At 58.6% G+C, this 26,816-nt stretch carries 20 protein-coding genes; 13 read left to right on the forward strand and 7 right to left on the reverse strand.

The features are described 5' to 3' along the window. Positions 1-11: 11 nt before the first annotated feature. Positions 12-2,885 carry an ATP-binding protein gene (locus MDHKLMBL_RS04100; RefSeq protein ID WP_104270178.1) on the reverse strand — a complete coding sequence of 958 codons (2,874 nt, stop codon included), beginning with the start codon at positions 2,883-2,885 and terminating at the stop codon, positions 12-14. Between the two features lie 225 nt (positions 2,886-3,110). On the opposite strand from MDHKLMBL_RS04100, the gene cysM reads away from it, so the two are divergent. The 5 genes from cysM to MDHKLMBL_RS04125 all read left to right on the forward strand — a co-directional run bounded on the left by cysM (position 3,111) and on the right by MDHKLMBL_RS04125 (position 9,010). Further along, complete coding sequence (gene cysM, locus MDHKLMBL_RS04105; RefSeq protein WP_008176171.1) at positions 3,111-4,004, forward strand: cysteine synthase CysM; 894 nt, start codon at positions 3,111-3,113, stop codon at positions 4,002-4,004. A gap of 26 nt (positions 4,005-4,030) precedes the next feature. Further along, on the forward strand, positions 4,031-5,380 hold the full coding sequence (gene rlmD / locus MDHKLMBL_RS04110; RefSeq protein WP_104270179.1) for a 23S rRNA (uracil(1939)-C(5))-methyltransferase RlmD: 1,350 nt from the start codon (positions 4,031-4,033) through the stop codon (positions 5,378-5,380). A gap of 57 nt (positions 5,381-5,437) precedes the next feature. Further along, positions 5,438-7,675 carry a GTP diphosphokinase gene (relA, locus tag MDHKLMBL_RS04115; RefSeq protein WP_104270180.1) on the forward strand — a complete coding sequence of 746 codons (2,238 nt, stop codon included), beginning with the start codon at positions 5,438-5,440 and terminating at the stop codon, positions 7,673-7,675. Then, positions 7,672-8,529 (forward strand): nucleoside triphosphate pyrophosphohydrolase, encoded by an 858-nt coding sequence (mazG, locus tag MDHKLMBL_RS04120; RefSeq protein ID WP_008176166.1) that lies wholly within the window; start codon positions 7,672-7,674, stop codon positions 8,527-8,529. The genes relA and mazG overlap by 4 nt, the downstream gene beginning before the upstream one ends. Before the next feature lie 136 nt (positions 8,530-8,665). Further along, positions 8,666-9,010, forward strand: coding sequence for a hypothetical protein (locus MDHKLMBL_RS04125; protein ID WP_008176163.1), 345 nt, complete (start codon positions 8,666-8,668; stop codon positions 9,008-9,010). 32 nt (positions 9,011-9,042) lie between these two features. Here the strand turns inward: MDHKLMBL_RS04125 and MDHKLMBL_RS04130 are convergent, their stop codons facing one another. After that, a complete protein-coding gene (locus MDHKLMBL_RS04130) occupies positions 9,043-9,276 on the reverse strand; it encodes a hypothetical protein (protein ID WP_008176161.1) in 234 nt (77 codons plus the stop codon). A gap of 104 nt (positions 9,277-9,380) precedes the next feature. On the opposite strand from MDHKLMBL_RS04130, the gene ppc reads away from it, so the two are divergent. From ppc to MDHKLMBL_RS04160, 6 genes are all read left to right on the forward strand, one after another. Next, positions 9,381-12,026, forward strand: coding sequence for a phosphoenolpyruvate carboxylase (ppc, locus tag MDHKLMBL_RS04135; RefSeq protein WP_081449815.1), 2,646 nt, complete (start codon positions 9,381-9,383; stop codon positions 12,024-12,026). A 78-nt stretch (positions 12,027-12,104) separates the two neighbouring features. Next, complete coding sequence (locus tag MDHKLMBL_RS04140; RefSeq protein ID WP_104270181.1) at positions 12,105-13,475, forward strand: HDOD domain-containing protein; 1,371 nt, start codon at positions 12,105-12,107, stop codon at positions 13,473-13,475. A 200-nt stretch (positions 13,476-13,675) separates the two neighbouring features. Then, positions 13,676-14,329: an adenylate kinase gene (gene adk / locus MDHKLMBL_RS04145; protein ID WP_008176153.1), complete on the forward strand. Its 654-nt coding sequence runs from the start codon at positions 13,676-13,678 to the stop codon at positions 14,327-14,329. Positions 14,330-14,360: 31 nt separating this feature from the next. Beyond that, positions 14,361-15,056: a tRNA (adenosine(37)-N6)-threonylcarbamoyltransferase complex dimerization subunit type 1 TsaB gene (gene tsaB / locus MDHKLMBL_RS04150; RefSeq protein ID WP_104270182.1), complete on the forward strand. Its 696-nt coding sequence runs from the start codon at positions 14,361-14,363 to the stop codon at positions 15,054-15,056. Positions 15,057-15,189: 133 nt separating this feature from the next. Next, positions 15,190-15,552, forward strand: a complete 363-nt coding sequence (locus MDHKLMBL_RS04155) for a UDP pyrophosphate phosphatase (protein WP_104270183.1) — start codon at positions 15,190-15,192, stop codon at positions 15,550-15,552. After that, a complete protein-coding gene (locus MDHKLMBL_RS04160; RefSeq protein WP_104270184.1) occupies positions 15,552-16,391 on the forward strand; it encodes a class I SAM-dependent methyltransferase in 840 nt (279 codons plus the stop codon). The genes MDHKLMBL_RS04155 and MDHKLMBL_RS04160 overlap by 1 nt, the downstream gene beginning before the upstream one ends. Positions 16,392-16,397: 6 nt before the next feature. Here MDHKLMBL_RS04160 and plsB read toward each other — a convergent pair whose 3' ends face one another. Then, complete coding sequence (gene plsB / locus MDHKLMBL_RS04165; protein ID WP_104270185.1) at positions 16,398-18,866, reverse strand: glycerol-3-phosphate 1-O-acyltransferase PlsB; 2,469 nt, start codon at positions 18,864-18,866, stop codon at positions 16,398-16,400. Positions 18,867-19,019: 153 nt separating this feature from the next. Between plsB and nudC the strand changes: the two genes are divergently transcribed. Both nudC and murI read left to right on the forward strand, forming a co-directional pair. Next, complete coding sequence (gene nudC, locus MDHKLMBL_RS04170) at positions 19,020-19,835, forward strand: NAD(+) diphosphatase (RefSeq protein ID WP_104270186.1); 816 nt, start codon at positions 19,020-19,022, stop codon at positions 19,833-19,835. Further along, complete coding sequence (murI, locus tag MDHKLMBL_RS04175; protein ID WP_104270187.1) at positions 19,832-20,695, forward strand: glutamate racemase; 864 nt, start codon at positions 19,832-19,834, stop codon at positions 20,693-20,695. The genes nudC and murI overlap by 4 nt, the downstream gene beginning before the upstream one ends. On the opposite strand, the gene MDHKLMBL_RS04180 is transcribed toward murI, so the two are convergent. The 4 genes from MDHKLMBL_RS04180 to MDHKLMBL_RS04195 form a co-directional block, all read right to left on the reverse strand. Then, the gene (locus MDHKLMBL_RS04180) at positions 20,673-21,680 is read right to left on the reverse strand and encodes a DUF2156 domain-containing protein (RefSeq protein ID WP_008176138.1); all 1,008 of its coding nucleotides are present in this window, start codon (positions 21,678-21,680) and stop codon (positions 20,673-20,675) included. The genes murI and MDHKLMBL_RS04180 overlap by 23 nt on opposite strands. Before the next feature lie 48 nt (positions 21,681-21,728). Continuing rightward, entirely contained in the window at positions 21,729-22,382 is a 654-nt protein-coding gene (locus MDHKLMBL_RS04185; protein ID WP_092030267.1) for a class I SAM-dependent methyltransferase, read from the reverse strand. A 233-nt stretch (positions 22,383-22,615) separates the two neighbouring features. After that, positions 22,616-24,790, reverse strand: coding sequence for an EAL domain-containing response regulator (locus tag MDHKLMBL_RS04190; protein WP_092030265.1), 2,175 nt, complete (start codon positions 24,788-24,790; stop codon positions 22,616-22,618). Between the two features lie 24 nt (positions 24,791-24,814). Further along, positions 24,815-26,800 (reverse strand): HDOD domain-containing protein, encoded by a 1,986-nt coding sequence (locus MDHKLMBL_RS04195; RefSeq protein ID WP_104270188.1) that lies wholly within the window; start codon positions 26,798-26,800, stop codon positions 24,815-24,817. Positions 26,801-26,816: the final 16 nt, after the last annotated feature.

Genomic DNA, 26,816 nt, shown 5'->3' on the forward strand with positions numbered 1-26,816 from the left:
TCGAGGTAGCGTCAGGTCGTTTCGGCGGCCTCGTGGCGTTCGCGGAACAGCTGTTGCCAGTCGGTCTGGTCGCTCCAGATCTGCAGGCGCTCCATGGCCGAGAGCAGCTGGTCTTTCTGGTGCTCCAGATCCGGGGCAGAGCATTTGATCGCCGTTTCCAGATGGTTAGCTGCGGCCCTCAGTTCCGGTACGCCGCAGTAGCGGGTGGCGCCATGGAGTTTGTGAACGCACTCCAGCAGCTCTTCCATATTGTCGTTGGTCCAGAGTTCCGGGATCCGCTCCCGATCCACGTGGACCTGTTCCAGCAGCATGCTGAACAGTTCTTCCGCCAGGTCAGCTTTGCCGGCGGCCAGCTGAATGCTTTCCTCGACGCTGACGCAGTCCTGCTGCATTTTGCGCGTTGATGGCCGCAGGGCCCGACGGGTGTCGCGAACTTCCGGCACGGGAAGCCGACCGTCGCTGCCGCTCTTCGGGCACACGTAGCCGGTGTACTCATGAATGATGTCGTTGAGCTGGCCACTGCTGATGGGTTTGGGCATGTAGCCATCGAAACCCTGCTTGGTCAGCCGTTCCTGCTCGTCCGACAGGGCATGGGCGGTCAGGGCAATGATCGGGGTCCGGTGATTGCCGGTATCCATCTCCCTCAGCCTGGCCGTGGTTTCCACACCGTCCATGCCGGGCATCTGCAGATCCATGAAGACCAGGTCGAAGGGTTTCTGTCTGGCCTTGCTCAGGGCTTCAAATCCGCTGGAAGCGCCCTCGGCGTCCAGTTGGCAGTCTTCCAGCAGGGTCATTACCAGCTTCAGGTTGGCGTCGTTGTCATCCACTGCCAGTACCCGGGGAACATTGGCGGTGGTCACTCGGTTGGCGGAAATCTCGTATTCGGGCACCCGCCCGCTGGAATTGATGCCGTGCACCAGCAGCAGAAGCTCGTCGTAGAGGGAATCGCGGCACACCGGTTTGGTGAGGTGGCCGCTGGCAAGCCCCGATAGTGGCGTGTCGTGAGTTTCCAGGGTGGGGGTCAGCAACAGTGTCCGGCAATCCCGTTCAATCTCCAGGGTACGGACAAGCCCGCAGTACTGGCTGGAATTGAGAAGGTGTCGGGTGATGCCCAGAATCGCTACGGCATAGCCCGCCTGGCTTTTCTGGGCCTCTTCAATGTGTTCCTGCAGGGCGCCCGGTGACGCTACCCGGTCGACCACCATGCCCCAGTCCCTTAACAGGTGTTCCACGGCCAGCCCGGTGGTTTTCTGTTGCTCCAGGTAAATGACCCTTTCCCCTCGCAGGGCATCCCTTGGGGCAATGGCTTCACCACTGGTGGCAAGCTCCGAGGTTAGGGTAAACCAGAAGGTGGAGCCTTTACCCAGCTCGCTTTCGAGCCCGATCTTGCCCCCCATTTCTTCCACCAGACGCTTCGAGATGGCCAGCCCAAGGCCGGTGCCACCATATTGACGGGCGGTGGAGGCATCGGCCTGGCTGAAGGCGTTGAACAGGGATTGCTGTTGGGCCCGGGAGAGACCCACGCCGGAATCCGTGATGCTCAGGCGCAGGGTAACCCGGTTGGAATCGGTCTCTTCCTCTTCCAGGCTCGCCCGCAGGACTACCTCGCCGGTCTGGGTAAACTTGATGGCGTTGTTGACCAGGTTGGTGATCACCTGTTTGACCCGCAAGGGGTCACCCATGATGTTGTCCGGCACATCGTTGTAGACCAGTGGCACCAGATCCAGGTTCTTGGCATGGGCGGCCGGCGCCAGCATGACCATGACTTCCTCAACAATATCCCGCAACTGGAAGGGCACCCGGTCCAGGATCAGCTTGCCGGCCTCAATCTTGGAGAAGTCCAGGATGTCGTTGATGATGGTAAGCAGGATCTCCGAGGATTTCCTGATGGTGCTCAGATGGTCCCGCTGCTGCCGTGGCAGGGGGCTCTTCAGGAGCAGCTCGGTGAAGCCGATGATGCCGTTCAGCGGGGTGCGGATCTCGTGTGACATGTTGGCCAGGAACTCTGACTTTATCCGGCTCGCTTCCAGCGCTTCCTTCCGGGCGAAATCCAGCTCGATGTTCTGGATTTCGATGGTTTCCAGGGTTTCCCGCAGATCTTCGGTGGCCTGGTCGATGTTCTGCTGCATTTCCGCCTGGGCCTTGCTCAGCTCTTCGGCCATGGCATTGAGGCCGGATTCCAGCTGTTCGAACTCCGGCCCGGCGCCGGTGTAGACCCGGGTATCCAGCTTGCCTTCCTTGAGTTTGGCAACGGCCTCGTTCAGTTCGAATACCGGGTTGGTGAACGCACGGCTCAGTCGCAGGGCAATGGCCATGCTGAGAATGACGCCCCCGAGAATGAGCAGCAGGGAAATAAGCAGGGCCTTGTACGTCTCTTTTTCGGTGCGGATATGGGACATTTCCACAACCACCCAGCCCAGAGGCTCCCGCAGATTCGACATGGACTGGCGGGCATCCGGGTCGAGCATGCTCTCGATCATCAGATCCTGCAGAAACACGGGGGTGATAAACCGGGTGCTGTTTTTTCGGGATATCCGGGTGGCGTGCTCGGCGGTGAGTTCGTCGGACTGCACGGTCTCCGAGCTTCCGGGCCCGGTGTGGAGCAGGCGGGAGCCGTCACTGCCAAAGAAGGTGATGGAACGCACGTCCTGCTCTTCCAGGAGGGCATTGGAGAGGCTGCTGAGGAGACTTCGGTTGGCAGTGAAAAGGCCGTACTCGGAACCGGCCGCGAGCTGACGGGAGAGTGACTCGCCCCGGTCCTTCAGCAGACTTTCGATATTGTTGACCCAGCTGTAGGTGAAGAACAGCCCCAGCATCAGGGTGGTCAGCAGGGTGGGAACCAGCGTCACCACTAAAACTTTCTTGCGAATGCCCCAACGTCGCATACCGTGTTCCTGAATTATTGCTTTTGTCCGCGCCGCAGAGCGGAAAACGTCCGTGTTAAGAATAGCTGATCCGGAACGGGATAACTGTGGTATCAGTCCCGACGGTACCGGAAAATCCCGTGTCGGATATAGCCGCCGGTCATGGATATAGCGAGAAGCTGTATTGGGAGACCGGGGCGATAACGCGTATCATGCGAAGCCAAAAGTGTACCACAGGGTTATCATATGCATTTTCCCACCATTGAAGATTATGTCGGGCACACCCCTCTGGTTCGCCTGCAGCGTCTCCCCGGTGAGACGAGTAACGTGATTCTGGCCAAGCTGGAAGGGAATAACCCCGCCGGCTCGGTGAAGGACCGCCCGGCTATCAGCATGATCCAGGAGGCGGAGCGTCGGGGCGACATCAAGCCGGGCGATACCCTGATCGAGGCGACCAGTGGCAACACCGGCATTGCCCTGGCCATGGCGGCTGCCATCAAGGGGTACCGGATGGTGCTGATCATGCCCGCGAACATGAGTGAGGAGCGTCGGGCATCCATGCGCGCCTATGGTGCGGAGATTGTCACGGTCACCAGGGAAGAGGGGATGGAAACTGCCCGTGACCTGGCCCTCAAGATGCAGGCGGAGGGCAAGGGCAGGGTGCTGGATCAGTTCAGCAACCAGGACAACCCTCTGGCGCACTACCGCACGACCGGTCCCGAGATCTGGGAGCAGACCGGGGGGCGTGTCACCCATTTTGTCAGCTCCATGGGCACTACTGGCACCATCATGGGCGTGTCCCGTTACCTCAAGGAGCGCAACCCGGATATTCGCATTATCGGGCTTCAGCCCAAAGAAGGTGCGTCCATACCCGGGATACGTCGATGGCCCGAAGCCTACCTGCCGAAAATCTACGATGCCGCACGGGTGGACGAGGTGTTGGATGTTGGCCAGGAAGAGGCCGAAAACACCATGCGGGCCCTGGCTTCCGAGGAAGGCATTTTCTGTGGCGTCTCCTCCGGCGGTTCGATCGCGGCCGCGCTCAAGCTCTCGCAGCAGGTTGAAAACGCCATCATCGTGGCCATTATCTGTGACCGCGGCGACCGCTATCTATCCACCGGTGTATTTCCCGGCGCCTGAACACGATTCCACCAAGAGACCCGAGTATGAGCAGACGACGCAGGAAGGTTCTTCCAAAAGAGCCCGTGCGCTGTGAGATTGAGACCCTGAGCCATGACGGCCGGGGTATCGCCCGTCAGGATGGCAAGACCCAGTTTGTCGATGGCGCCCTTCCGGGCGAAACCGTGATGGCGAAAGTGGTGTCCAGTCGAAGCAAGTTCGACGAACTGCGCACCGAAGAGGTTCTGGAAGCCGCGCCGGATCGTCAGACGCCACCCTGCGAGTTTGCCGACCTGTGTGGCGGCTGTAGCCTGCAGCATATGAGTGGCGATGCGCAGATCGCGTTCAAGGAGAATACCCTGCGGGAGCATTTTGCCCATTTCGGGGGCATCGAACCCGAGGAGTGGATTGAGCCACTGCGCTCGGAAGAGAGCCTCGGCTATCGCCGCAAGGCGCGCCTCGGGGTTCGTTACGTCAAGGCCCGGGAGTCTGTCCTGGTGGGGTTTCGGGAGAAACGCAACAGTTTCCTGACCGACATCGACCGTTGTGTGGTGCTGGATCCCCGCATTGGCGACCGCATACTGCCCCTTCGAAATATGCTGCACGATCTGGACGCCTACAGCCGAATCGCCCAGGTGGAAGTTGCCTGTGGCGATGATGTGGCGGTAATGGTGTTCCGCAATATGGATGACCTGTCCACTGGTGACCGGGAGAAGCTCATTGCCTTCGGCCAGGCTCACGATTTGCATATCTACCTGCAGCCAAAAGGGCCCGATACCGTTCATCGGATCTGGCCCGAGTCCTCTGGCCGGGATGATGAGCGACTGAGCTACAGGCTGGAAGAATTCGACCTGACCATGAAATTTCATCCCATGGACTTTACCCAGGTCAATGCAGGTATTAACCGTGCGATGGTACACAGGGCTGTGGAATGGCTGGATATCCAGCCGGGTGAGCGTGTCCTGGATCTCTTCTGTGGTCTGGGGAACTTTACGCTGCCCCTGGCCCGAAGTGGCGGACAGGTTGTCGGCGTGGAGGGTGACGAGACCATGGTTGTCCGCGGTCGGGAAAACGCGGAACTAAATGGCCTGAACAATGTCGCTTTTCACGGTGCCGATCTGCACGGCGATTTCACTGGCCAGAGTTGGGCGAAGGAAGGATTCGACAAGATCCTGATTGATCCGCCCCGCTCCGGCGCTGAGGAAATCTGCAAGTACCTGACCGCCTTCGGTGCCCGGAAGATAGTCTATGTCTCCTGTAACCCGGCAACACTCGCGCGGGACGCAGGCGTTATGGTGCGCAATGGCTATCGCCTGGTGCGCGCAGGTGTGATGGACATGTTTCCCCACACCACTCACGTGGAATCCATCGCGTTGTTCGAACGGGATTCCGACTGAAGATGCGGTGGGCAGTCAGGGATGGCTGCGGCAACCATCAGGAATAACAAGACTGATATGGTAAAAGTTCGCGAAGATTACGCAATGACCGGCGACGGCCAGGTGGATATCGAGGGCTGGGTAAACCAGATAGCCTCGCAAACGCACCTGGACGACGCTGACCAGTTCCGGTTGGCCTGCGAAAAGGCAGCGGAAATCGATCTTCAGGCGTTCCGGCAGGATCGCCAGTGGGCACCTGGTTCCAGCAGCTTCCGGATTGGCATCGAGATGGCCCAGGTTCTGGCGGAGCTGCACCTGGATCAGGCCAGTCTGGTGGCGGCGATTCTTTACCGCGCGGTGCGGGAAGAGCGTGTTCCGCTCGAGATGATCCGCAAGGAATTTGGCGACGAGGTGGCAGGCCTGATCAACGGTGTACAGCAGATGGCGGCGATTTCGTCCATCCACCACCCGCTGAAAGGGAACGTGCTGGGACAGAGTGAAGGCCAGTTGGACAATGTCCGCAAGATGCTCGTCACCATGATCGACGACGTCCGGGTTGCCCTGATCAAGCTGGCGGAGCGTACCTGCGCCATTCGGGCGGTAAAGGATGCTCCAGAAGAAAAGCGAATGCGCGTCGCCCGGGAAGTGTTTGATATCTACGCACCCCTGGCACACCGGCTTGGCATTGGTCACATCAAGTGGGAGCTGGAAGATCTTTCTTTCCGGTACCTGCATGGTTCCGCCTACAAAAAGATCGCCAAACTGCTGGACGAAAAGCGCCTGGATCGCGACGGTTACATCAAGCGGGTGATTGAAACCCTGCAGACCGAACTGAAAGCCTATGGCATTGAGGGCGAGCTGTCCGGACGTGCCAAGCACATCTACAGCATCTGGCGAAAAATGCGCCGGAAGGGCATCGACTTTTCCCAGGTTTACGATGTTCGCGCCGTGCGTATCCTGGTTCCGGAGGTTCGCGACTGTTACGCCGCACTGGGTATTGTCCACACGCTGTGGCGCCACATCCCCAACGAGTTCGACGATTACATTGCCAACCCGAAGGAAAACGGTTACCAGTCCCTGCATACCGCCGTGATCGGGCCCGAGGGCAAGGTCATGGAAGTGCAGATCCGAACCCACACGATGCATGAGGAGGCGGAACTGGGCGTTTGTGCCCACTGGTTGTACAAGGGCATGGACAAAGGCAACAAGTCGACCGGCTACGATGCCAAGATCAACTGGCTGCGCCAGGTTCTGGAGTGGCAGGAGGAGCTGGGCGACCTGTCCGGGCTGGCCGACCACCTCAAATCCGATGTCGCATCGGATCGGGTGTATGTATTCACACCCGAGGGCCACGTGGTGGATCTGCCCCAGGGGGCAACGCCGGTGGATTTCGCCTACCGGGTTCACACGGAGATCGGTCACGCCTGCCGCGGTGCGCGGGTGAACAGCCGAATCGTTCCGCTGACCTATCCACTGAAAACCGGCGATCAGGTGTTTATCCTGACCTCCAACAACCCGGCCCCAAGCCGCGACTGGCTGAACCCGAGCCTTGGTTACATTCAGACTTCCAAGGCACGCGCCAAGGTAACCCACTGGTTCAAACAGCAGGATCGTGGTCGCAATATCGTTGACGGTCGTGCCATTCTCGAGGACGAGTTCAGGCGTCTGTCCCTGTACGATGTAGATCTTGGTGAGCTTGCCAGGAAGGTTAATTACCAAAGTGCGGAGGACATGTTTGCAGCCACCGGAGCCGGTGACCTTCGCCCCACGCATGTCGCCAATGTGGCCCAGCAGATGCTGGAGCCCAAGTCCGAACAGCTGGATCTGAAACTCAGTGCTCAGCGCCGCAAGCCCTACGATACCGAATCGGATATCCAGATCCTGGGTGTCGGCAAGCTCAAGACCCAGGTGGCTAAATGCTGCAAACCTCTGCCCGGTGACGCCATTGGCGGCTACATCACCGTCGGCCGGGGCGTTACAGTCCACCGTCAGGACTGCCTGACGTTCCTGAACCTGCGTGAGTTCGAGCCCAACCGGATCATTGAAGTGAGCTGGGGTGGCCGGCCGGCGGCGGTCTATCCGGTTGATGTCGAGATTGAGGCTTACGACCGGTCCGGACTGCTGAGAGATATCACCCAGGTGCTGTCGGCCTCCAAGAGTGATGTCCTGTCCCTCAATACCCAGAGCAACAAGGACGAGAATACGGCCACCATGACCGTGACGGTCGAGATTTCCAGCCTGGAGCAGCTGGCGCGGTTGTTGGCGCAGATTCGCAACCTGCCCAATATCATTGATGTAAGGCGTAAACGCGGATGAGCTATACCATCGAGGATCTGAAAACCCTGATGGCCAGGCTTCGGGATCCGGAGACGGGCTGTCCATGGGATACCAGGCAATCCTACAGGACCATCGTGCCGCACACGCTGGAGGAGGCCTACGAAGTCGCCGATGCCATTGAGCGAGAGGATTACCCGCATCTGAAAGACGAGCTGGGGGACCTGCTGTTCCAGGTCATTTTCTACACCCAGCTTGGTCGGGAAGATGGCCATTTCGATTTTGACGGTGTGGTCGATCATCTGGTGCGCAAACTGGTAAGGCGGCATCCACACGTTTTTCCGGAAGGGACCCTGGAAAGCAGCATTGATCCGGATAATCGGCCGGATGAGGCCTGGATCAAGGAAAGCTGGGAGCGCATCAAGGCCGAGGAGCGGGCAATGAAGCCGGCACCGGAAGCCAGCGCCCCAGTAAGTCGGCTTGACGGCATTGCCCGGACCCTGCCTGCAATGGCTCGGGCCGAGAAGCTCCAGAAACGGGCAGCCAGGCACGGTTTCGACTGGCCAAATGTTGGCCCGGTTTTCGACAAACTTCACGAGGAAATCGACGAGCTCAAGGAGGCGTGGGAAGCCGCACAGACGGGCGCCGGTGATCCCGATGCCGTTGAAGATGAGCTCGGCGATCTCCTGTTCGTCTGTGTGAACCTGGCACGGTTCATGAAGGTTAACCCTGAGCAGGCACTCAATCGAACCAACCATAAATTCGACGCCCGGTTCCGGGCGATTGAACGTGTGCTGGAACGGGAGGGCCGCGATATGGACGAAGAATCTCTGGAGGCGCTGGATGCCGTGTGGCAGGCGGTGAAAGGCGTGGAGCGGGGAGAGAACGAGCACTGAAAATGGCGGATCGGTAAGTACAATCCGTTACCAATTTTCTCGCCCCCGGACCGACGGCTTCGTCTACACTTCCGGAAACGGATGCACAGTTTTCGTGCGCCGTGCGCCATCAATAAGATGCAGGAGTGAAGGCACCATGAAAATCAAAGATCTGGTCAACTACTGGGACAAGCATGCACGTGGTCGGCTTACCCGAGACGCCTACTTCATGGCGTTGTCTGACCAGCATCACAAGCGTCTCGAGAAACTCGCAGCGCTCTATCCGATGAAGTCACCTCAGGATCTGATGCGGGATCTGATTTCTGCAGCACTGGACGAAATGGAGACCAGCTTTCCGTATGTTCAGGGCACCAAAGTGGTGGCGTACGACGAGGATGGCTTCGAGATCTACGAAGATCAGGGCCTGACTCCCAAGTTTGTCAGCCTGAGCCAGAAGCACATCCAGCGCCTCAAGGCCCGTCAACTGGAATCAGTCGCCTGACGACACGGGCAGCGAAAGCTGCCCGCCGCTATTTACTTGTCTTTCCCTTCCAGCTTGTCCTTCAGTGGGCTCTGGCGTACCAGATCGTCCAGAGCTGCACCAATCATGTCGTTCAGAATATCGCTTTCACTGCGGTCCGGGTAAAGTTCCGCCAGTGCGGCCACGCGTGCGGCATCTTCCAGCGGCAGGCGCAGGTTATAATCGTGGGTGCGCTCCACGGGCTCTTTTTGCTGTTCCCAGTGTTTGGGCAAATCAGTGACCTTCATGATAACTCCTTGCAGCTACAGGCTTGAATCGCCAATAGACTTTCTCGACTGTTCCTTAGTATCGTAAGTTTACTTCGCCTCCGTCAATTCAAAAGGACGTCAATGTGACTGAGCTACATCCCGAACTCCGAGAAAACGTACGAATGCTGGGTGAACTTCTGGGCCAGAGCATACGGCGGTATCCCGGACAGGAATGCTACGAGCTGATTGAGGAAATCCGGGCGGCTGCCAAGTCCGACCGTCGCCAGGAAAGCGGGTCCGGCCAGCGACTGGTCAATCTGCTGCGCAAGTTGAGCGATGATGAGCTGCTTCCGGTGACCCGTGCCTTCAACCAGTTCCTGAACCTGGCCAACCTTGCCGAGCAGTACCATGGTATTCGTCGCAAACGCGGGCACCAGTCTGATCTGATGGTCGAATCGCTCGGGGAGGTGTTTGAGCGGCTCAAGCAAGGTGATGTCACGCCGGAGGAACTGCATCAGAGGGTGGCGGATCTGCGAATCGAGTTTGTGCTGACGGCCCACCCCACCGAGGTGGCGCGTCGCACCCTTATTATGAAATACGACGAGATGTCGGACTGCTTGGCGCGTCTGGACCATGACGACCTCATGCCTGCTGAACGGGAGGAAATCGTCAATCGCCTGTCTCAACTGGTTACCGAAGCCTGGCACACCGACGAGATTCGTCAGGAGCGACCAACCGCAGTGGATGAGGCCAAATGGGGCTTTGCGGTTATTGAAAACAGTCTGTGGCAGGCCCTGCCACAGTTTCTGAGGAGCCTGGATACGTCGCTGGAAGACGCGACCGGAAAGGGCCTTCCCCTGCAGGCATCCCCCATCCGCATTGCATCCTGGATGGGCGGTGATCGTGATGGCAATCCGAATGTCACCCACAAGGTGACCCGCCGGGTCTTCCTGCTTGGCCGCTGGATGGCAGCGGATCTCTATCTTCGTGATATTCAGGCGCTGCGGGCCGAACTGTCCATGTGGCAGGCCAGCGACGAGCTCAAGGCCGTTGTTGGTGACTCCCGGGAACCCTACCGCCATGTGCTCGCCGAACTCCGTGAGCGGCTGATCAGAACCCGGGACTGGGCAGAGGCGAGCGTCAACGGCGAGACCGCGGATGCCAACGGTATTCTCTTTGAGAACGAGGATTTCACCGGTCCCTTGGAGCTCTGTTACCGATCCCTGGTTGAGTGCGGACTCGAGGACATCGCCAATGGTCCGCTGCTGGATACCATACGCCGGGCGCATACTTTTGGCCTGCCTTTGATTCGTCTGGACATCCGCCAGGAGGCCAGCCGCCACGCGGAGGCGGTTGCCGAAATGGTCGATTATCTTGGCCTGGGGGATTATCTGTCCTGGTCAGAACAGGAGCGCCAGGCATTCCTGGTGAAGGAACTTCAGGGCCGGCGTCCACTGGTCCCCCGAAATTGGGAGCCCTCGGAATCGGTCGGCGAGGTGCTGGCAACCTGTGAAGTGGTGGCGCAGCAAACGCCGGAAGCCCTCGGGTCCTATGTTATCTCCATGGCCAGCAAGCCCTCTGATGTATTGAGCGTGATTTTGCTGCTCAGGGAATCCGGAATGAAGTTTCCGATGCGGGTCGTGCCCCTGTTTGAGACCCTGGATGACCTGCGTGGTGCTCCAGACAGCATGTCTGCGCTGTACGAGGTTGAGTGGTATCGGGAGTATTGCCAGGGCAGGCAGGAAGTGATGATCGGCTATTCGGATTCCTCCAAGGATGCCGGCCAGCTGATGGCGGCCTGGGCCCAGTACCAGGCCCAGGAGAAACTTACCCACGTTGCCCGCCAGTATGGCGTGCATCTGACCCTGTTCCACGGCCGTGGCGGTACCGTTGGCCGTGGCGGCGGACCTGCCAACCGGGCGATACTGTCCCAGCCGCCGGGCTCCGTAAACGGCAGTTTCCGGATTACCGAGCAGGGCGAAATGATTCGCTTCAAGTTCGGTTTGCCGAGGCTGGCGGTTCAGAGCCTGACGCTCTACACCACGGCGGTTATCGAAGCTACCCTGGCCCCGCCACCCCAGCCCGAGGACAGCTGGCGGGAAACCATGGACTGGCTTACCGAGCGGTCCTTGAAAGCCTACCGCGATGTGGTCCGGGAAAATCCTGACTTCGTGCCCTATTTCCGCCAGGTCACGCCGGAACAGGCCCTGGGGAAACTGGCACTCGGAAGTCGCCCGGCCCGGAGGAAGGCCACCGGCGGCGTAGAAAGCCTTCGGGCCATACCGTGGATCTTTGCCTGGACCCAGATGCGGCTGATGCTGCCCAGTTGGCTGGGCAGTGACGTGGCGCTTGAAGAGGCGGCCCGGGACCACCGGCTCCCGGTATTGCGTGAAATGATGCAGGGCTGGCCGTTCTTCCGCACCTATGTGGATATGCTGGAAATGGTGCTGGCCAAGGCAGACCTGCGCATCGCCAGCTATTATGAGCAGACGCTGCTGGACGATGATCGGTTGAAAGCCCTTGGGGAGAGTCTTCGCGTGCGCCTCCAGGGTTGTATCGAGCGACTTCTGGAACTCAAGGAGCAAACGGATCTGCTGGAGGGAGAACCCGTCTTTGCGCATTCGATGAGGGTGCGTAACCCATACACGGATCCACTGCATTACCTGCAGGCCGAATTGCTACGGCGGGACCGGGAAAGTGAAGGCAAGGGCGAGGTGCCGGAACTGGTGGAAAGAGCACTGAAAGTCACCATGGCAGGTATCGCTGCGGGTATGCGAAATACTGGCTGACCTTGCAGCAGAATAGAAAAAAGCGCCGGTAGAAGGCCGGGTAGTCTGGCCACCGACCAAGAACAAAGGGAGTAAGCTGTGGCTCTGGCTGCACGATTGGAACGTTTTCTTGCCCGCAAGGGCATCAGCTATCGGGAGTTGCCGATTGATCAGGTGACCAGCCTGGATTCGGCAGTTATGGCCTCGGGCTTGTCACAGGATGCCTTTATTCAGGCAACCCTCCTGATCGACATCACGGGTGTCGTGATGGCGGTACACAAGTTCGACAGTTCCCTGGACCCGGATGCCGTTCACCAGCTGACCGGTCGCCGTCTCCAGCCGCTGACCGCACGGCAGACCATGCGCCTGTTCAGTGACTGTGATCCCGGCTTCACCCCGCCCATCGGACAGGCTTACGAGCTGCCCGTTATCGTGGACGAGGATGTGATGCTGGCGGATCAGGTCGTGTTTCCCAGTGGCACTGATCATTCCCTGCTAGAAATGGATGGCCGATCCTTCCGTCTGGCCCTGGCCGGTGCCAGGGAGGGCCATCTGGTTATCCGGGGGCCGGGTAACGGCAACCGCGAGGCACTGACGCTCGAGGAAGTGGCCGACAAGCTACAGAAACTTTACCGTCTGCCCCCCATGCCGGCCCTGGCGCTGCGTATTTTGCGACTGACTGCCAACACCGATGCGACGGCTCGTGAGCTGGCAGAGCTGATCGAGTTTGATCCCAGTCTCACGGCCCAGATCATGCGTTACGCCCGGTCTGCGCTGTTCAACTATCCGGGCCAGATCAATTCGGTGCAGGAGGCGGTCACCCGTGTGCTGGGCTTCGATCGTGTGGCCCACATCGCCCTGGGCATTGCTTCCGTTCGTGCCTTTGAAGTACCCCGTCACGGCATTCTGGGCATGGACAATTTCTGGCGCCACTCCCTGTACTGCGCGTTCCTTTGCCAGATCGTTGCACCGCGATGTGGCGCCGAAAAGGGGCTGGGCTATCTCTGCGGCCTGTTGCACAACTTCGGCCTGTTGCTGGTCGGGCATCTGTTCCCGGCCGAATTTGATGAGCTCAATGAGCTTCGCGAAGCGAATCCTGAAGCCAGCATGCACTCGCTTGAGCAGCAGGTGTTCGGGCAGGGCAATGGCCAGGAAATCCTGTCGGTGGGCCATGGCGCTATTGGCGGTATCCTCCACCGTTTATGGCAACTGCCTGATCCTGTGGTCAAGGCGGCCGGCGTGCATCAACAATCGGGTTACCATGGCGAGCACGAGAATTATGTTTTGATGGTACAGCTGGCCAACGCCCTGTTGAAGGACCGCGGTATTGGCGATGAATTCAATCCCGACGACGTGCCCGCTTTGCTGGAAGGCCTGGGACTGACGCCCAATGTTGTGGAAGAACTGAATGCTGAGCTGGATCGTGTGGCTCCGGATCTGGACGCACTGGCCAGCTCCCTGTCATCCTGACACCCTGTCGTTATTCGCTGGAAAAACGGACTTCCGGTGCATGATACGGAGGTCGACTTTCTCTGACGTGGCTGACTTCGTATAATGCGCCTTCGCCGATTTCGGCTGACACCTGTTCCGTGCAGGAGAGGCTGTCGCAAAGGCACGGGTTTTTGCCACAGCTTTTCAAATGATAATGACTAAAACGGGAGCACAGCGTTATGCGAATCATCATGTTAGGCGCGCCGGGCGCAGGCAAGGGAACTCAGGCCCAGTTCATTACTGAACGGTTTGATATTCCCCAGATCTCCACCGGTGACATGCTGCGTGCGGCGGTGAAAGCCGAGTCCGAGCTGGGCAAGCAGGTAAAGGAAGTCATGGCAACAGGCGGCCTGGTGTCTGACGACATCATCATTGCGCTGATCGAAGAGCGTATTCAACAGCCTGATTGCAAGAACGGTTTCCTGCTCGACGGTTTCCCGCGGACTATCCCCCAGGCTGAAGCTCTGAAAGACCAGGGAATTGCCATCGACTATGTGGTCGAAATTGCCGTGGATGACGAAGAAATTGTGAGCCGTCTGTCCGGTCGCCGGGTGCATGAGGGAAGCGGTCGTATCTACCACGTGAAATACGATCCGCCCAAGGTCGAGGGTAAGGATGACCAGACCGGAGAACCGCTGGTTCAACGTGAGGACGACAAGGAAGAGACGGTTCGCAAGCGTCTGAAAATCTACCACGACCAGACTGCACCGCTGGTTGGCTACTACCAGGACTGGGCGTCGAAAGAGCCGGCTGCGGCACCGAAATACGTCCGTGTCGAGGGCGTTGGCAGTCTGGACAGCATTCGCGACCAGATCCTGTCTGAACTCAAATAAATTGGCATCCTGACCTGAGGTTTTCACACCGGTGAAACTGTTGGCACTGGATACGTCATCAGAGGGCTGCTCGGCAGCCCTTCTTGTTGATGGCGAAATCTCCGAGCGCTTTGAGCTTGCCCCCAGAGGCCATACCCGGCTATTGATGCCGATGGTGCGGGAGCTTCTGGCGGAGAAAAATCTTGCTCCGGCAGAGCTTGATGCCCTGGCCTTTGCCTGCGGGCCGGGCTCTTTTACCGGTGTCAGGATCGCGACCGGTGTTGTGCAGGGTCTTGCCTGGGGGCTGGACATTCCGGTGGTGCCGGTGTCTTCACTGCAGGCCGTGGCGCTGGGTGCCATGGATGCTCTGGACCCTCACGAGGAAACCGGTATTGCGGTAGCCTTTGATGCCCGCATGGGCGAGGTGTATTGGGGCTGCTTCGCTGCCCGGGCAGGACTGCCTGAGGCGTTGGCTTCGGAACAGGTCTGTCCACCCGAGGCAGTCACACTGCCTGCGGGCCCCGAGCGCTGGTGCGGAGCAGGGCCGGGCTGGCAATACCGCTCCGCCATGCCAGCGGAGGTGTCAGGGCGCGTTGATCCCATCGATGAAACCCTGGTGCTGCGAGCAGCCTGGGTTGCGCGCCTGGCGGTAATCGCATTCGGGCACGGCAAGGCGGTGCCGGCGGAGCAGGCCCAACCTGTCTACATCAGGGATGAAGTGGCCTGGAAAAAACTGCCTGGTCGATAGTGACCCCGGCCGACTGGTCTGATCCGGGCAAACCGCTTTGGGTAAAAACTGACCAGCTGTCTTTTCTTCCGTGCGATAATCTTCCATACTTCCATTTCACGTTTTCCTGTCATCCGGCCAGCGGTATCTGAACATGATTGGCGGAATTAACCCGGGCAACAATTTCAACTTCCAGACCGGCAACAACAGCCCGGTCAGGGAGCGCAGCGATGCGGCCCGTGCGCCGGCATCAACGCCCGAAAAAACACCTGACGCGGCCCGCCGTGACCTTGCCGATGGCAATCAGGGTGTTGTCAGCGACCGCAATGCGACCGAGAGCCTCGAGCGGCGTGTAGAAGCCCGTCGTGCCGCTGAAGACGCCCGTCTGGAGCGGTTCCGCGCAGACGAAGTGTCCCTGCCAGCCGCCAGGGCGCTGTCGACCTTTGCCTCTGTCGCCGCAGCCGGTCAGGAAACTGGCGGTAATGGAAGCCTGGCCGGAATTGATATTCTGGTCTGATGCCTGACTCGTCCCCGTCCGCTCCGTACGCCCTCTCTGACCGTTTCCAGAACATCGTCGCTGTTGCCCGCAGTGCATTGGGTGACCGATTGCAGGCCGATGCTCTTGCCGATTCGCTCGGGGTCCCGAATCTTGGTGTCGTCCGCCCCAGAGACATCCGCGACTTCCCGGTTTTACTGTTCCTGGATGAGCAGGGCCTTGGCCTGCAGATGACTGGCAAAGGTGCGCCGGGACCGGTGCGTGCAGAATTCGTGACCGGCAAGATGGGGTATCGGCGGGAGCACGGCGGTGGCGCGGGCCAGTTGGTGGCCAAGGCGGTCGGCTTGCAGAAAACACGGGCCGCATTGCATATCGTTGATGCGACGGCAGGGCTTGGCCAGGATGCCTTTGTGCTTGCCAGCCTTGGCTGCACGGTTACCCTGTTCGAGCGTAACCCGGTCATTCACGCTCTCTTGGCCGATGGTCTTGCGCGCGCAGCCCTGAATGTGGATTGTGCGGCCATTGTCGAGCGCATGCGACTGCTGGAGGGCAGCAGTATTGAATGGCTTGCCCGACCAGGCACCGAGGCGGCGGATGTTGTCTACCTGGATCCGATGTTTCCGCATCGGGACAAGTCGGCCCTGGTAAAAAAGGAAATGCAGGTTTTCCGCACTATCGTAGGAGACGACGAGGATTCCGCACAATTGCTCGCGGCCGCTCTGGAGAACGCCCGTTACCGGGTGGTGGTCAAGCGGCCCCGTAAGGCATCGGCCATTGAGGGAGCGGAGCCAACCACCCGCATTGAGGGCAAGAGCAGCCGCTACGATGTGTACGCCATCCGGGCGCTACCACCGCAGTAAATGCCATCAGGCACCCAGCATGGTGACCTGCTGGATTGCCTGTCGCTTCTCGACACTCAGCACCAGGCGGGCATCGTCCGCCACCTCATCCAGCCCCTCCCCATAGCAGAGCAGGCCATTGTCGTCGGTGGTGATAACGCCATTGTTCTGCATATTGGCAATGAAGTTGCGGAACAGGCTCTTGTCGAAAAACTCCGGCGCATTCAGGCCGAACAGGATCGACATCCGCTCGGCCAGCAGCGCGCTCTGTTCTTCCAGTTCGGCGGCGCTGATCTTGCCCGAGCCGTATTTGCGGAGAATGCCCAGAGCGATGTGGTAGCGCTCTACCGTCTGGATGATGAAGCGGGACAGAACCCTGAGCCTCAGCATGGCTTCGGTGCCTTCCTCGGGTCGACCGATCCGGTCATCGTCCAGGGGCTTCAGCAAGTCATGTTCGATGAGAACGTCAATCCACTGATTGATGACCTTCCTGGCTTCATCGGGCTGGTATTTCAGGAACAGTTCCGATTGCAGGTAGGGGTAGGCTACGCTGGCGAGGAACACAATCTTGTCCCGGCCCAGCGAATCCTTGTTCTCGAAAAGGCTGGCGATCAGTGAGGGCAGCGCAAACAGGTGCTGGATGTTGTTCCGGTAATAGGTCATCAGGATTGCGTTGCTGCCTTCGAGGGCAATAATGTCGCCCAGCTTCTGCGGCTGGCGCGTCACCAGGCCCATGCCTTCACAGTAGGCGATCCAGTCTTTGCCGGACCCCTCTGGCAGGGTTACCGTTTCCGCATACGGGAAAGCCTTTAGCAGGGCGGCGTATTGATCCATCAAGCGGATCAACTGTCCCTCGTCCATGGCCAGTCGCTCGGTGCCAAGAAGAACCGTGGCGGCCATGCCGATCGGGTTTACCGCAACCGACGCGTTGATGTTCGACGCTACCCGGAAGGACAGCTCTGAAACCGCGCTGTTAAGCCACTTCGGACGATACTCGGCGTCGTAGGCCTCGTCGCGCCAACTACTGTGAACATCGTCCAGAACCTCAGACAAATGAATGGCTTCGCCAAAGTTGACTGAAACCCGACCAAAGGAGTTACTGAGTTTGCGAACGGTCTTGGCAAGACCGAATACGCTTTCTTTTTCCTTTTTCTTTCCACGAAGTTCACCCAGATAGGAACGGCCTTCCATCACCTTTTCATAGCCGATGTACACGGGCACGAACACGATGGGTTTGCGATGGTCCCGAAGGAAACTGCGTACGGTCATTGCCAGCATGCCGGGGCGGGGTTGCAGCATGCGGCCTGTGCGGCTTCGGCCGCCTTCGATGAAATACTCGACGGAATAGCCCCGGGAGAACATCACGTGCATGTATTCATTGAACACGGTGGCGTACAGCGGGTTGTCCTTAAAACTGCGGCGCATAAAGAACGCCCCGCCACGGCGCAGGATCGGGCCGACAATGGGCATGTTGAGATTGATCCCTGCGGCGATATGCGGAGGCATCAGGCCATTCTTGTAAAGCACGTAGGACAGCAGCAGGTAGTCGATGTGTGAACGATGGCAGGGCACGTAAACCACGGCATTGTCTTGCGCCACTTCCTTCACCACCCGGATATTGTTGATGGCAATGCCGTTGTAGATCCGGTTCCAGAGCCATGACAACAGCACCTCCATGAATCGAATCGTGACAACGGACATGCTCGCCGCAATCTCATCCGCATATTTGTAGGCCTTGGCGCGGACTTTCTCAGGTGGTATGTCGTCTCTGGCAGCGGTCTCCCGGATGGCTTCCTTGACCGCCTGGGTGCGCACCAGACCTGCCACCAGGGTGCGGCGATGGGACAGGTCTGGCCCCAGTACCGCCTGGCGAACCCGGCGGAAGTGGGTTCTCAGGATCCGGGCCAGCTTGCGGTTAGCCCGCTCCTCGCTGTGCCGGTATTCGTCGATCACCTGTTTCAGTGAGAGCGGCTGGTTAAACTGAACGTAGGTGTTGCGACCATGAACCATGATGATCAGTAACTTCTGAAGCCGGCCGGCGATGGACCAGGTGTCGGACAGCAAAAGTTTTACCAGGGACTTTTCCTTGTCCGGGGAGCGCCCCCAGAACAGGGACACTGGAACAATCTGTACGTCCTGGTCCGGATGTTCGAGACCGTAGCGAACCAGGGCCTGAAACTCGTTCGTGGGTGCCGGCGCCTGACGCCCCCTGAAAAAGCCACCGATCCGGCGATAGAGGAAAAAGAAGGAGTGGGACGGGCCGTTCTTCACCGGAAGGGCTTCGGTGGCGCCAGGAAGTCCTGCACGGATAACTTCCTGCTCCAGAACCAGGCGGCTCGACAGCGAGCTGTATTGCAGCACGTAGCAAACCGGTTTGTCGGGATCCAGAGCGAGGGCTTCAACGCTGTTGCCGCTGACATCAGTCCGGACCCAGATAAACAGTATCTTGCGAAAAAGGGTCAGGATCAGGCTGCGAATGCCCTGGTAAAGACGCATAAATGGCAACTCCGTTGACGAAACAGGTGCCAAGTTTACTTGGTTGAGTACAGGGCGGAAAGGTGGACCTTTCATTCTTGGCCGGTGCGGCAATGTGGTACATTTCCGATTGATCTTCCAATAACCCAGTTGATGCATCGAATGGTGATCGCAATGACTCAGTGGATACCGGGCTGGACGACCCGCCGGCCGGAAAACGGCGATCTGATCCTCGCGCTGTCGGGATCGGGTGTGGTCAAGCCCGATAACGGCTGGCTGCACAGCGGCGACAGCAGCCTTTTCCGGGGCGAATTGCCCGATTCCGTATCTCTGGGCAGTTACAATGGGCGCGGTGTATTCGTGACAGAACTGCCGGACACCGGCGTCGGTAATCAGGAGGTTGTACCGCTGCGGGATGCGCTTTTGATGGTTAGCGATGCGCCGGCGGATATGCTCAGTACCGGCTTTCAGGTCTGGCAATGGTGGCGCGACCACCGATTCTGTGGCCGCTGCGGCGAGGAAACCGGTTTCCATCCGCGTGAGCGGGCCAAGTGGTGCGAACCCTGTGGCATTCCCTGGTACCCGAGGCTGGCGCCCTGCGTGATTGTCGTCATACGCCGGGATGATCGGCTTCTGCTCGCGAAGTCCTCGCGGGTCAAACGGCACTTCTACAGCCTCATCGCGGGGTTTGTTGAACCGGGCGAGAGTCTGGAAGGCGCTGTGCACCGTGAAGTGAAAGAGGAGACCGGGCTGGACGTCACTAACATCCGCTACCACGCCTCGCAACCCTGGCCATTCCCCCATCAGCTCATGGTCGGCTTCTTCGCCGATTACGCCGGAGGCGAGCTGGTTCTCCAGGAGGACGAGCTTGCCGATGCCGACTGGTTCCTGCCGGGCGATACGCCACCGGTACCACCGGAAACCACCATTTCTGGCCGATTGATCCGGGCCATGGAACACGAGATTTCCCGGGGAGGCATTCCGGTTTGAGCAGGCAGTCACCTCCAAGGGTTCTGGTGTTTGACTCCGGTGTCGGTGGTCTGAGCGTTGCGGCCTGCATTCACCGGCAACTGCCGGGACTGGAAATCGTCTATCTGGCAGACAACGCAGGCTTTCCCTATGGCGACAAATCCGAGGCGGTTGTGATCGACCGTTGTTGCAGTCTGATCACCAGAGCGCTCGAGCTCTACCCGTCAGACGCCATCGTGGTGGCCTGCAACACCGCCAGTACCGTGGTTCTGCCGCATTTACGTGCGATGACGGCGGTGCCGGTTGTGGGGGTGGTGCCGGCCATCAAACCGGCGGCAGCAAAGTCCGTGAATCGGCGAATGGGGCTGCTGGCGACACCGGCAACGGTTCGCAGGCCTTATCTCGACAGGCTGGTCGAGGAATTCGCTGGCGATTGCAGGATTGAGCGTATTGGCCATCCGGGGCTGGTGCGCTGGGCAGAGGACCTGGTTTCCGGAATCGAGGTTCCGCTTGCCGAGCTGAGCGAAGCCATGAGGCCTTTTAAAGAGGCCGGTGTGGACACCGTGGTGCTTGGTTGCACTCACTATCCACTGTTACTGGAGAGTCTGAGGGCGAGTCTGCCGACGGTTCGTTTCTGGGTGGACTCGGGTGAGGCCATTGCCCGACGGGTAGCCTGGCTGTTGGAACAGACCGGTCGGCTTGATGTTGCTCAAGGCCCAGTTGCCAGCGCAGGGAAACAACCTGTGAGCGCTGCGCTGTTTTCAGGGCCGGCACCAAAGGGCATCGCGCCCTTCATGGCGGGCCTGGGGCTGGAGGCCAAACGGGTGAGCGAACACTGGCCTGGAGAGCCCCTGGGGGCTACAGCAACCGGGTCAGCTTGAACATGGCGAAAAACTCCAGCGCCGGAATCGACCGTTTGTGACAACAGTAGGTCTTGAAGTTGTCTCCCCTAAAGCGCGACTTTGTAAACTCCAAGCCTTTGAAGTTGTATAGAAAATTGCCCTTCTCGTAGAGCCCGTGCAACAGGCGTTTCAACAGCCTGCTCTCCTGATGCTCTGTTGCAGGATCCAGTGACAGGGGTATCAGTCCGAGATCCAGATAAGGCACGCCTTCCGCCTTGAAGACCTCCATCGCATGAGCCATCAGGGTATAGAAAATGCCCTGTCGGAAATCGGCGTTGGCCCGGGAGATATTGGGCACGTAGCTGATAATCTCGTTGTTGCGATAAATCGGGTCAAAATAGATAAACCCTACGGCCTTGTCGTCCTGATAGGCGTAGAAATGCCGTTCGTTTTCGCGATAGTCCATTTCCATGGGACGGATCAGAAAGCGGATTTCATTGCTCTTGCATTTGCGGGTTCGAATCCAGGCCTCGGATATTTCACGGGTGTGATCGTCACTGAAACGCTCTTTCACCGTAATCCCGTTTTTTTCTGCCTGGTTCAAAGCGGTTCGCAGGATCTGTTTTTTCTTCCCGCTGAGTGACCAGCGGCCCAGATCGATACGGGATTCGCTGCCAAACTGGGTGCCGTAGAGACCAAATCGCAGGTGCAGGAAATCGACGACGGGCTTGGAGACCTGGATGTAACTGGCGTTTGGAAAGCGCTGGTGGAAGCTCTCCAGCAGGTTGCCAAAGTCTTCCGGCGCACAGACGGGATCCGAGAGCACGAAGGTGCCGCCCCATTTGCGCATGTAGGCGATATACCCCATGCCCGGTACATCAAAATATTGCATGCCCGGTTGGAGCGTTGAAAACGACTGGGAATGGGTACCGTACTTCTTCAGGAAGCCGACCCGCTCGGTAAACGTGAATGAGCCGCTCTCAAGTGTGCCAACCCTGTCCAGTGCGAGTATCTGATCCGACATGCTGCTGCTCCCTGATTGTTTTTGTTGGGTGAATCTCTAGCAAAGTGCTCAGGCCTGCTTGCGTCCGAGAATGGACCAGTAGCAGTTCATGTTCAGAAGCTTGAAGTGCTTCTTGTCCGTGACCTGAAGGCCCAGCCGCTGCATGTGCTCGGGATAGTTGTAGATTTTGTGGAATGCATTGTTGGCGAACAGCCAGAAAATGAAGACGGCCATGTACCAGTAAAGCTTCTTGAACATTCTGGAAAGCAGGTTGCCAGTGGGGTAGGAAAAGTCACCAACAACGACCCGGGCGTCGGCTTTGCCCAGCCGTATCAGATGTTCGAGGACCCGGACCATCATGTCTTCATCGAACACGTTCAGGAAGAAATTGGCCACGACCATGTCGTACTGCTCGAACTCATCTACTTTCATGATGTCGCTGTGGATGCGTCGGATCGTGAGGTGTGGCGCCTCTTTTTCCTGAGCTTCGGCAAACTTCCGCAGCATGGTTTCGGACAAATCCACCACGGTCACGTCTGCACCTAGCTCGGCCGCCCGAATGGCGTCCCGGCCATGGCCAACTCCGGCAAACAGAATCTTGTCTCCGGGCCGGACGGTTTCCACATCCAGCATGGCGGTTTTGCAGCGGTGAATATTCTTGCCGCTATAGAGATTGCTGAGAAAATCGTAGACGGGACCGATGTATTTGTACTTGTCGCGCATGATGACTGCTGCCTGTTCTTGTTCCTTGGATGCTGTCACCGTTTTTGTCGTTATTGGTCCGAGAATGTCGGACATTCCGGTAATCAGCGCCTATGGATTCGAGCTTAGAGAACAGGGTGGGAGAAATATGTGCAGTAATGCGCATTTCAGGATACATAAAGTAACGTACTGCAATACTTTGCAAACCCTATCGCGCTTTTATATCGGAGTGTCTGACAATCGATAATCGTATGTCAGAATGAGGCAGCTTTGGCCCTGGTGGATCCGAGAGTTCTGGAAATCTCGGCGGCGGGCCTGGCAGGGCCGTAGAAGAAACCCTGGACCTGGTGGCAACCCAGGCTCCGCAGATAATCCAGTTGCTCGTCGGTTTCCACGCCCTCTGCAACGATCTCCAGCTTGAGTCCATGGGCCATGGCGACAATGGCGTTTACGATGCATGCACCGTCGTCGCCACTGCGGATGGCTTTCACGAAAGACTGGTCGACTTTGAGGGTGTGAATGGGTAGGCGATGCAGGTAATTCAGTGACGAATAGCCTGTGCCGAAATCGTCGATCGCGATCCGGACATCCAAAGCTGCCAGTTCCCGGAGTTTCTGGGAGATCTGTTCCAGATCGTTCATGATCACGTTTTCAGTGATTTCGATTTCCAGGTTACCGGCCGGGAAGTTGTGGGCCTTTACCTGCTGCATCAGGGTTTCTACAAACTGCGGATGCTCAACCTGGATGGGGGACAGGTTGACGGCCAACCGGAGGTGGGTGTGGCCCTCCCGGATCCAGCGGCCGACATCCTGGCAGGCCTGGTCGAGAACACGCTCACTGAGCAGGCCTATCAGTTTGGTTTCCTCCGCCAGGGGCAGGAAGTCTCTCGGGTAAAGCAGTCCCCGCTCCGGGTGCTGCCAGCGAACCAGGGCCTCAAGACCCACGACCCGGTTGGTTGTTGAGCACACCTGGGGCTGATAGAACACTCGCAACTCGTCCCGTTCAAGGGCCTGACGCAGATCCCGCTCGAGGTTCAGCCTGTTGGCCGTATCGATACTCATGCTGTCGGAATAGAAGCGGTAACCGTCCTTGCCCTTGCCTTTGACGTGGTACATGGCAATGTCGGCGTTCTGGATCAGCTGATCCATGGTCTCGCCGGCCTCGGGGAAGATTGCGATGCCGATACTGACACCTACAAATACTTCGTGATCCCCCAGTTGAAACGGTGCCCGCAGGGCATCAATCAGCTTCTTGGCGATCTGTCTCGCGTCTTCGTGATTGTGGATGGAGGGCAGGAGCAGGGTAAATTCGTCGCCACCGAACCGGGAAAGGGTGTCGCCCTTGCGCAGGCATTTCTCGAGCCGGTGAGTCACTGCCTGCAACAGCCGATCTCCCATCGCGTGGCCGAGGGTGTCGTTGATGACCTTGAAACGGTCAAGGTCCAGAAACATAACCGCCAGCTTCTGGCCACCACGGTTGGCGTGGGTGATCGCCAGCTCAAGTCGGTCCTTGAAAAGTGCACGGTTCGGCAATCGCGTTAAAAGGTCATGGTAGGCCTGGAAATTGATGAAGGCCTCGGCTTCCTTCCTCTCGGTAACGTCACGAGCGGTCCCATAATAGGTGGCGCCGTTGCCACTGCCGCCTCCTTGCGTGTTACCGGAGTGCGGCCAGGTTTGCGGATCGATGGGAAAAGCGGTTATCTCGAAATGACGGGTTGCTCGCCGGCTGCCACGGGTTTTAAGGCGGACTTCCAGGGTTCGAGGGTTATCTGCAGTGATGTTTGGTCCCTTCAGGGCCAGTGTCCCGCGGGTCACGTCCCGGTCGTCGAGAATGTGGCGGAAATGCTGGCCGCAAAGTTCCGCTGGCTTATATCCGAGCAGGCTTTCTACCTTGCTGTTCACGAAGCAAAAGTGACCGTCCTGATCAAGCATGAACACGATGTCAGGAGAGCTGTTAACGATGTAACGATGCAGCGCCTCGGATTTCTCCAGCCGCATCTGGATATGCTCGTGGGCTTCGAGGAGTGACTTTTTTCCGATCACGCTCTCAACGGTGGCCAGCAGTTCCTCAGGATCAAAGGGTTTACGGATGTAGTCCAGGGCGCCCCGCCGCAGTGCTCGGCTCACAGCACTGAACGAACTTTCGCCGCTGACCACGATCACGCCGCAATCCGGCTGTCCGATGGCAAGGTGTGCCATAACGTCGAAACCTGTGACCTCGGGCATCCGGAGATCCAGCAAGGCCAGGTCGAAGGTTTGCTGGTCGATCAGCTCGCAGGCTTTTCGGCCCCCGTGAGCTTCCGCAACGTCATAACCCCGGCTACGCAGCAGCGAAGCCAGTGTATTGAGCAGGCGGGGTTCGTCATCTGCTACCAGTATCCGTGCCGTTAACCCGTGACTGAAAGGCTGATCAGTATGTTCAGGTGCCATCGGTCTGTGTCCGTTGTTTCTGCGTCAGTCGGTCTCATTCTTTTTGTGGCTGGCCGCTGGAAGCAGAATCCTGAAGGTGGTCCCTTCCTGCCCCGTGCGACAAGCAATGATGCCCTCCATGTCATCAACGAGCTGTTTCACAATGCTCAGGCCCAAACCGCTGTGGCCCTCTCCCTTTGTGGTTTTCACCGGTGAAAACAGGGCGTCCCTGACCTCACCGGGTATTCCTCTGCCTGTGTCCGAGATTTCCAGCTCAACCCAGGTTCGGTGGTTCTGCCACACTGGCGAAGACGTCCGTATTTCAACCGTGCCGCCATCATCCGCCAGGCTTTCCGCCGCATTTCGAACCAGATTGATCACAATCTGCCGAATCCTCGTGGGGCCAGCCGCAACCCGCGTTGGCTCGCTGCAAAGCGATAACCGAAGGCTGCGGCTATCTGAGCTGAACAGACTATCTTCAAGGATACGAGCCAGACTTTCCAGTTCGGCATTGAGCTCAACCCCGTCATCGCCCTGATCCACGGAGTCAGTATGGCTCATTTGCAGTAAAAGATTGCCCGCCCGATCCAGCTCATCCCGGATTACGTCCAGCTCCTGCTGGACACCAGCATCTTCAAGCCTGCCTCGCAGCTGGTAAATATACTGTCGGATTATGGTCAGTGGGTTGCTGACTTCGTGAACCTGTTTACGCAGCCGGTCGCGGGCGATCTCCTGATCCAGGCCCTCTGTACTGGCTTCGGCATCGGTTTGGGCCGGCACCCGGTCTGCCAGTACCGATGCCAACTGAGCCGTGAAGATATCGGCCAGTTCCAGGGTTGTTGGCAGATGCTCGTTGTCTGTGCCCAGGGCGAAGACACCAGGGCAGTCCCCGCCATTGTTAACCGGTACGGCAAGTATGGAGGGCGTATGGAGCAGTGACAGCAACTGTCGGTCGAGTACTGTTGGGGATCGATCACCAAGGCTGACTGGCAGGCCAGAAATAAAGGCTTCCGTAAGGACGCTGCCGCCGGGCTTGGCGGTGACCGCCAGGTCAGGGATGTCGCCAATGGTCCCGGACAGGAGCACAAGGTTTTCGCCTGTGTGCCCAAAGCACAGCGCCGGCAGGCCGGTGATCAGCGTTAGACTGTTGACCGTCTCGGCGAGAATGTCCTCGGTTTCTCCGGTCAGATCGGCAAGGTTGATCGCCTGGTTCGCCATGGCCTGGCGCAGAATTGTCTGTTTCAGCTGTCGAGAGGCGCTCTCGCCGCAATAATTTTCGTCCAGAGGAATCCCCAGCGATGCAGCCATACCCGAGACTTCGTGGCCGATGCGGCGATTTATCTCCCGGGTCAGTTCCTCGTTCAGCCCGAATACCGTGCCTGCCGCTGCAATGCCGGCGGCATCGGAGAGTGCCAGTCGGGTGGCCAGGCTGATCAGCTTCACCAGATGTCCGGCATCCCGTAGCTCCGAGGATAGTGCCTGCTGGTAGCGCATGGCATCGGCGGCCATTGGCCCCAGCCCCCAGGAGGCAACGAGTTCCGCTGCGATGTCGGACTGATGATCAAGATAGTGTTGCTTCGCCTCGGTGGCTGGCGTTTTAATAGCGATCAGCTCGCCAATGTTGTGAAGCATGCCCAACATGAAGGCTTCGTCAGGCTCCGGATAACGGGTCAGCGTTGCCAGGGCCCGGGCGGTCAACGCGGTGGTCAGCGAGTGTCGCCAGAAATCTCTGAGTTGTTGCCATTCGTCACCGCCCAGCTCGAATAGCAGTTGGCGCAGGGCTGCGGTCAGGACCAGCGTGTGAAAACGTCGGGTGCCAAGTCTCAGGAGTGCCTGGTCGACGGAGCGGATCGGAGTAGAAGGGCCATAAAGTGCGGAATTGGCCAGCGCAAGAATACGAGCTACCAGCGCGGTATCAGCAGAGACAATTTCGCTGATTTTTCTGTAGCTCTCGTCCTGATGACAAGCATCGAGCGCCCGCAAGGTAACTTCCGGGAGACTCGGTAGCTGTAAATCAGGCGCAATGTGCATGGGCTTACCTGCCGTG

The sequence above is a fragment of the Marinobacter flavimaris genome (assembly GCF_002933295.1).
Taxonomy (GTDB): Bacteria; Pseudomonadota; Gammaproteobacteria; order Pseudomonadales; family Oleiphilaceae; genus Marinobacter; species Marinobacter flavimaris.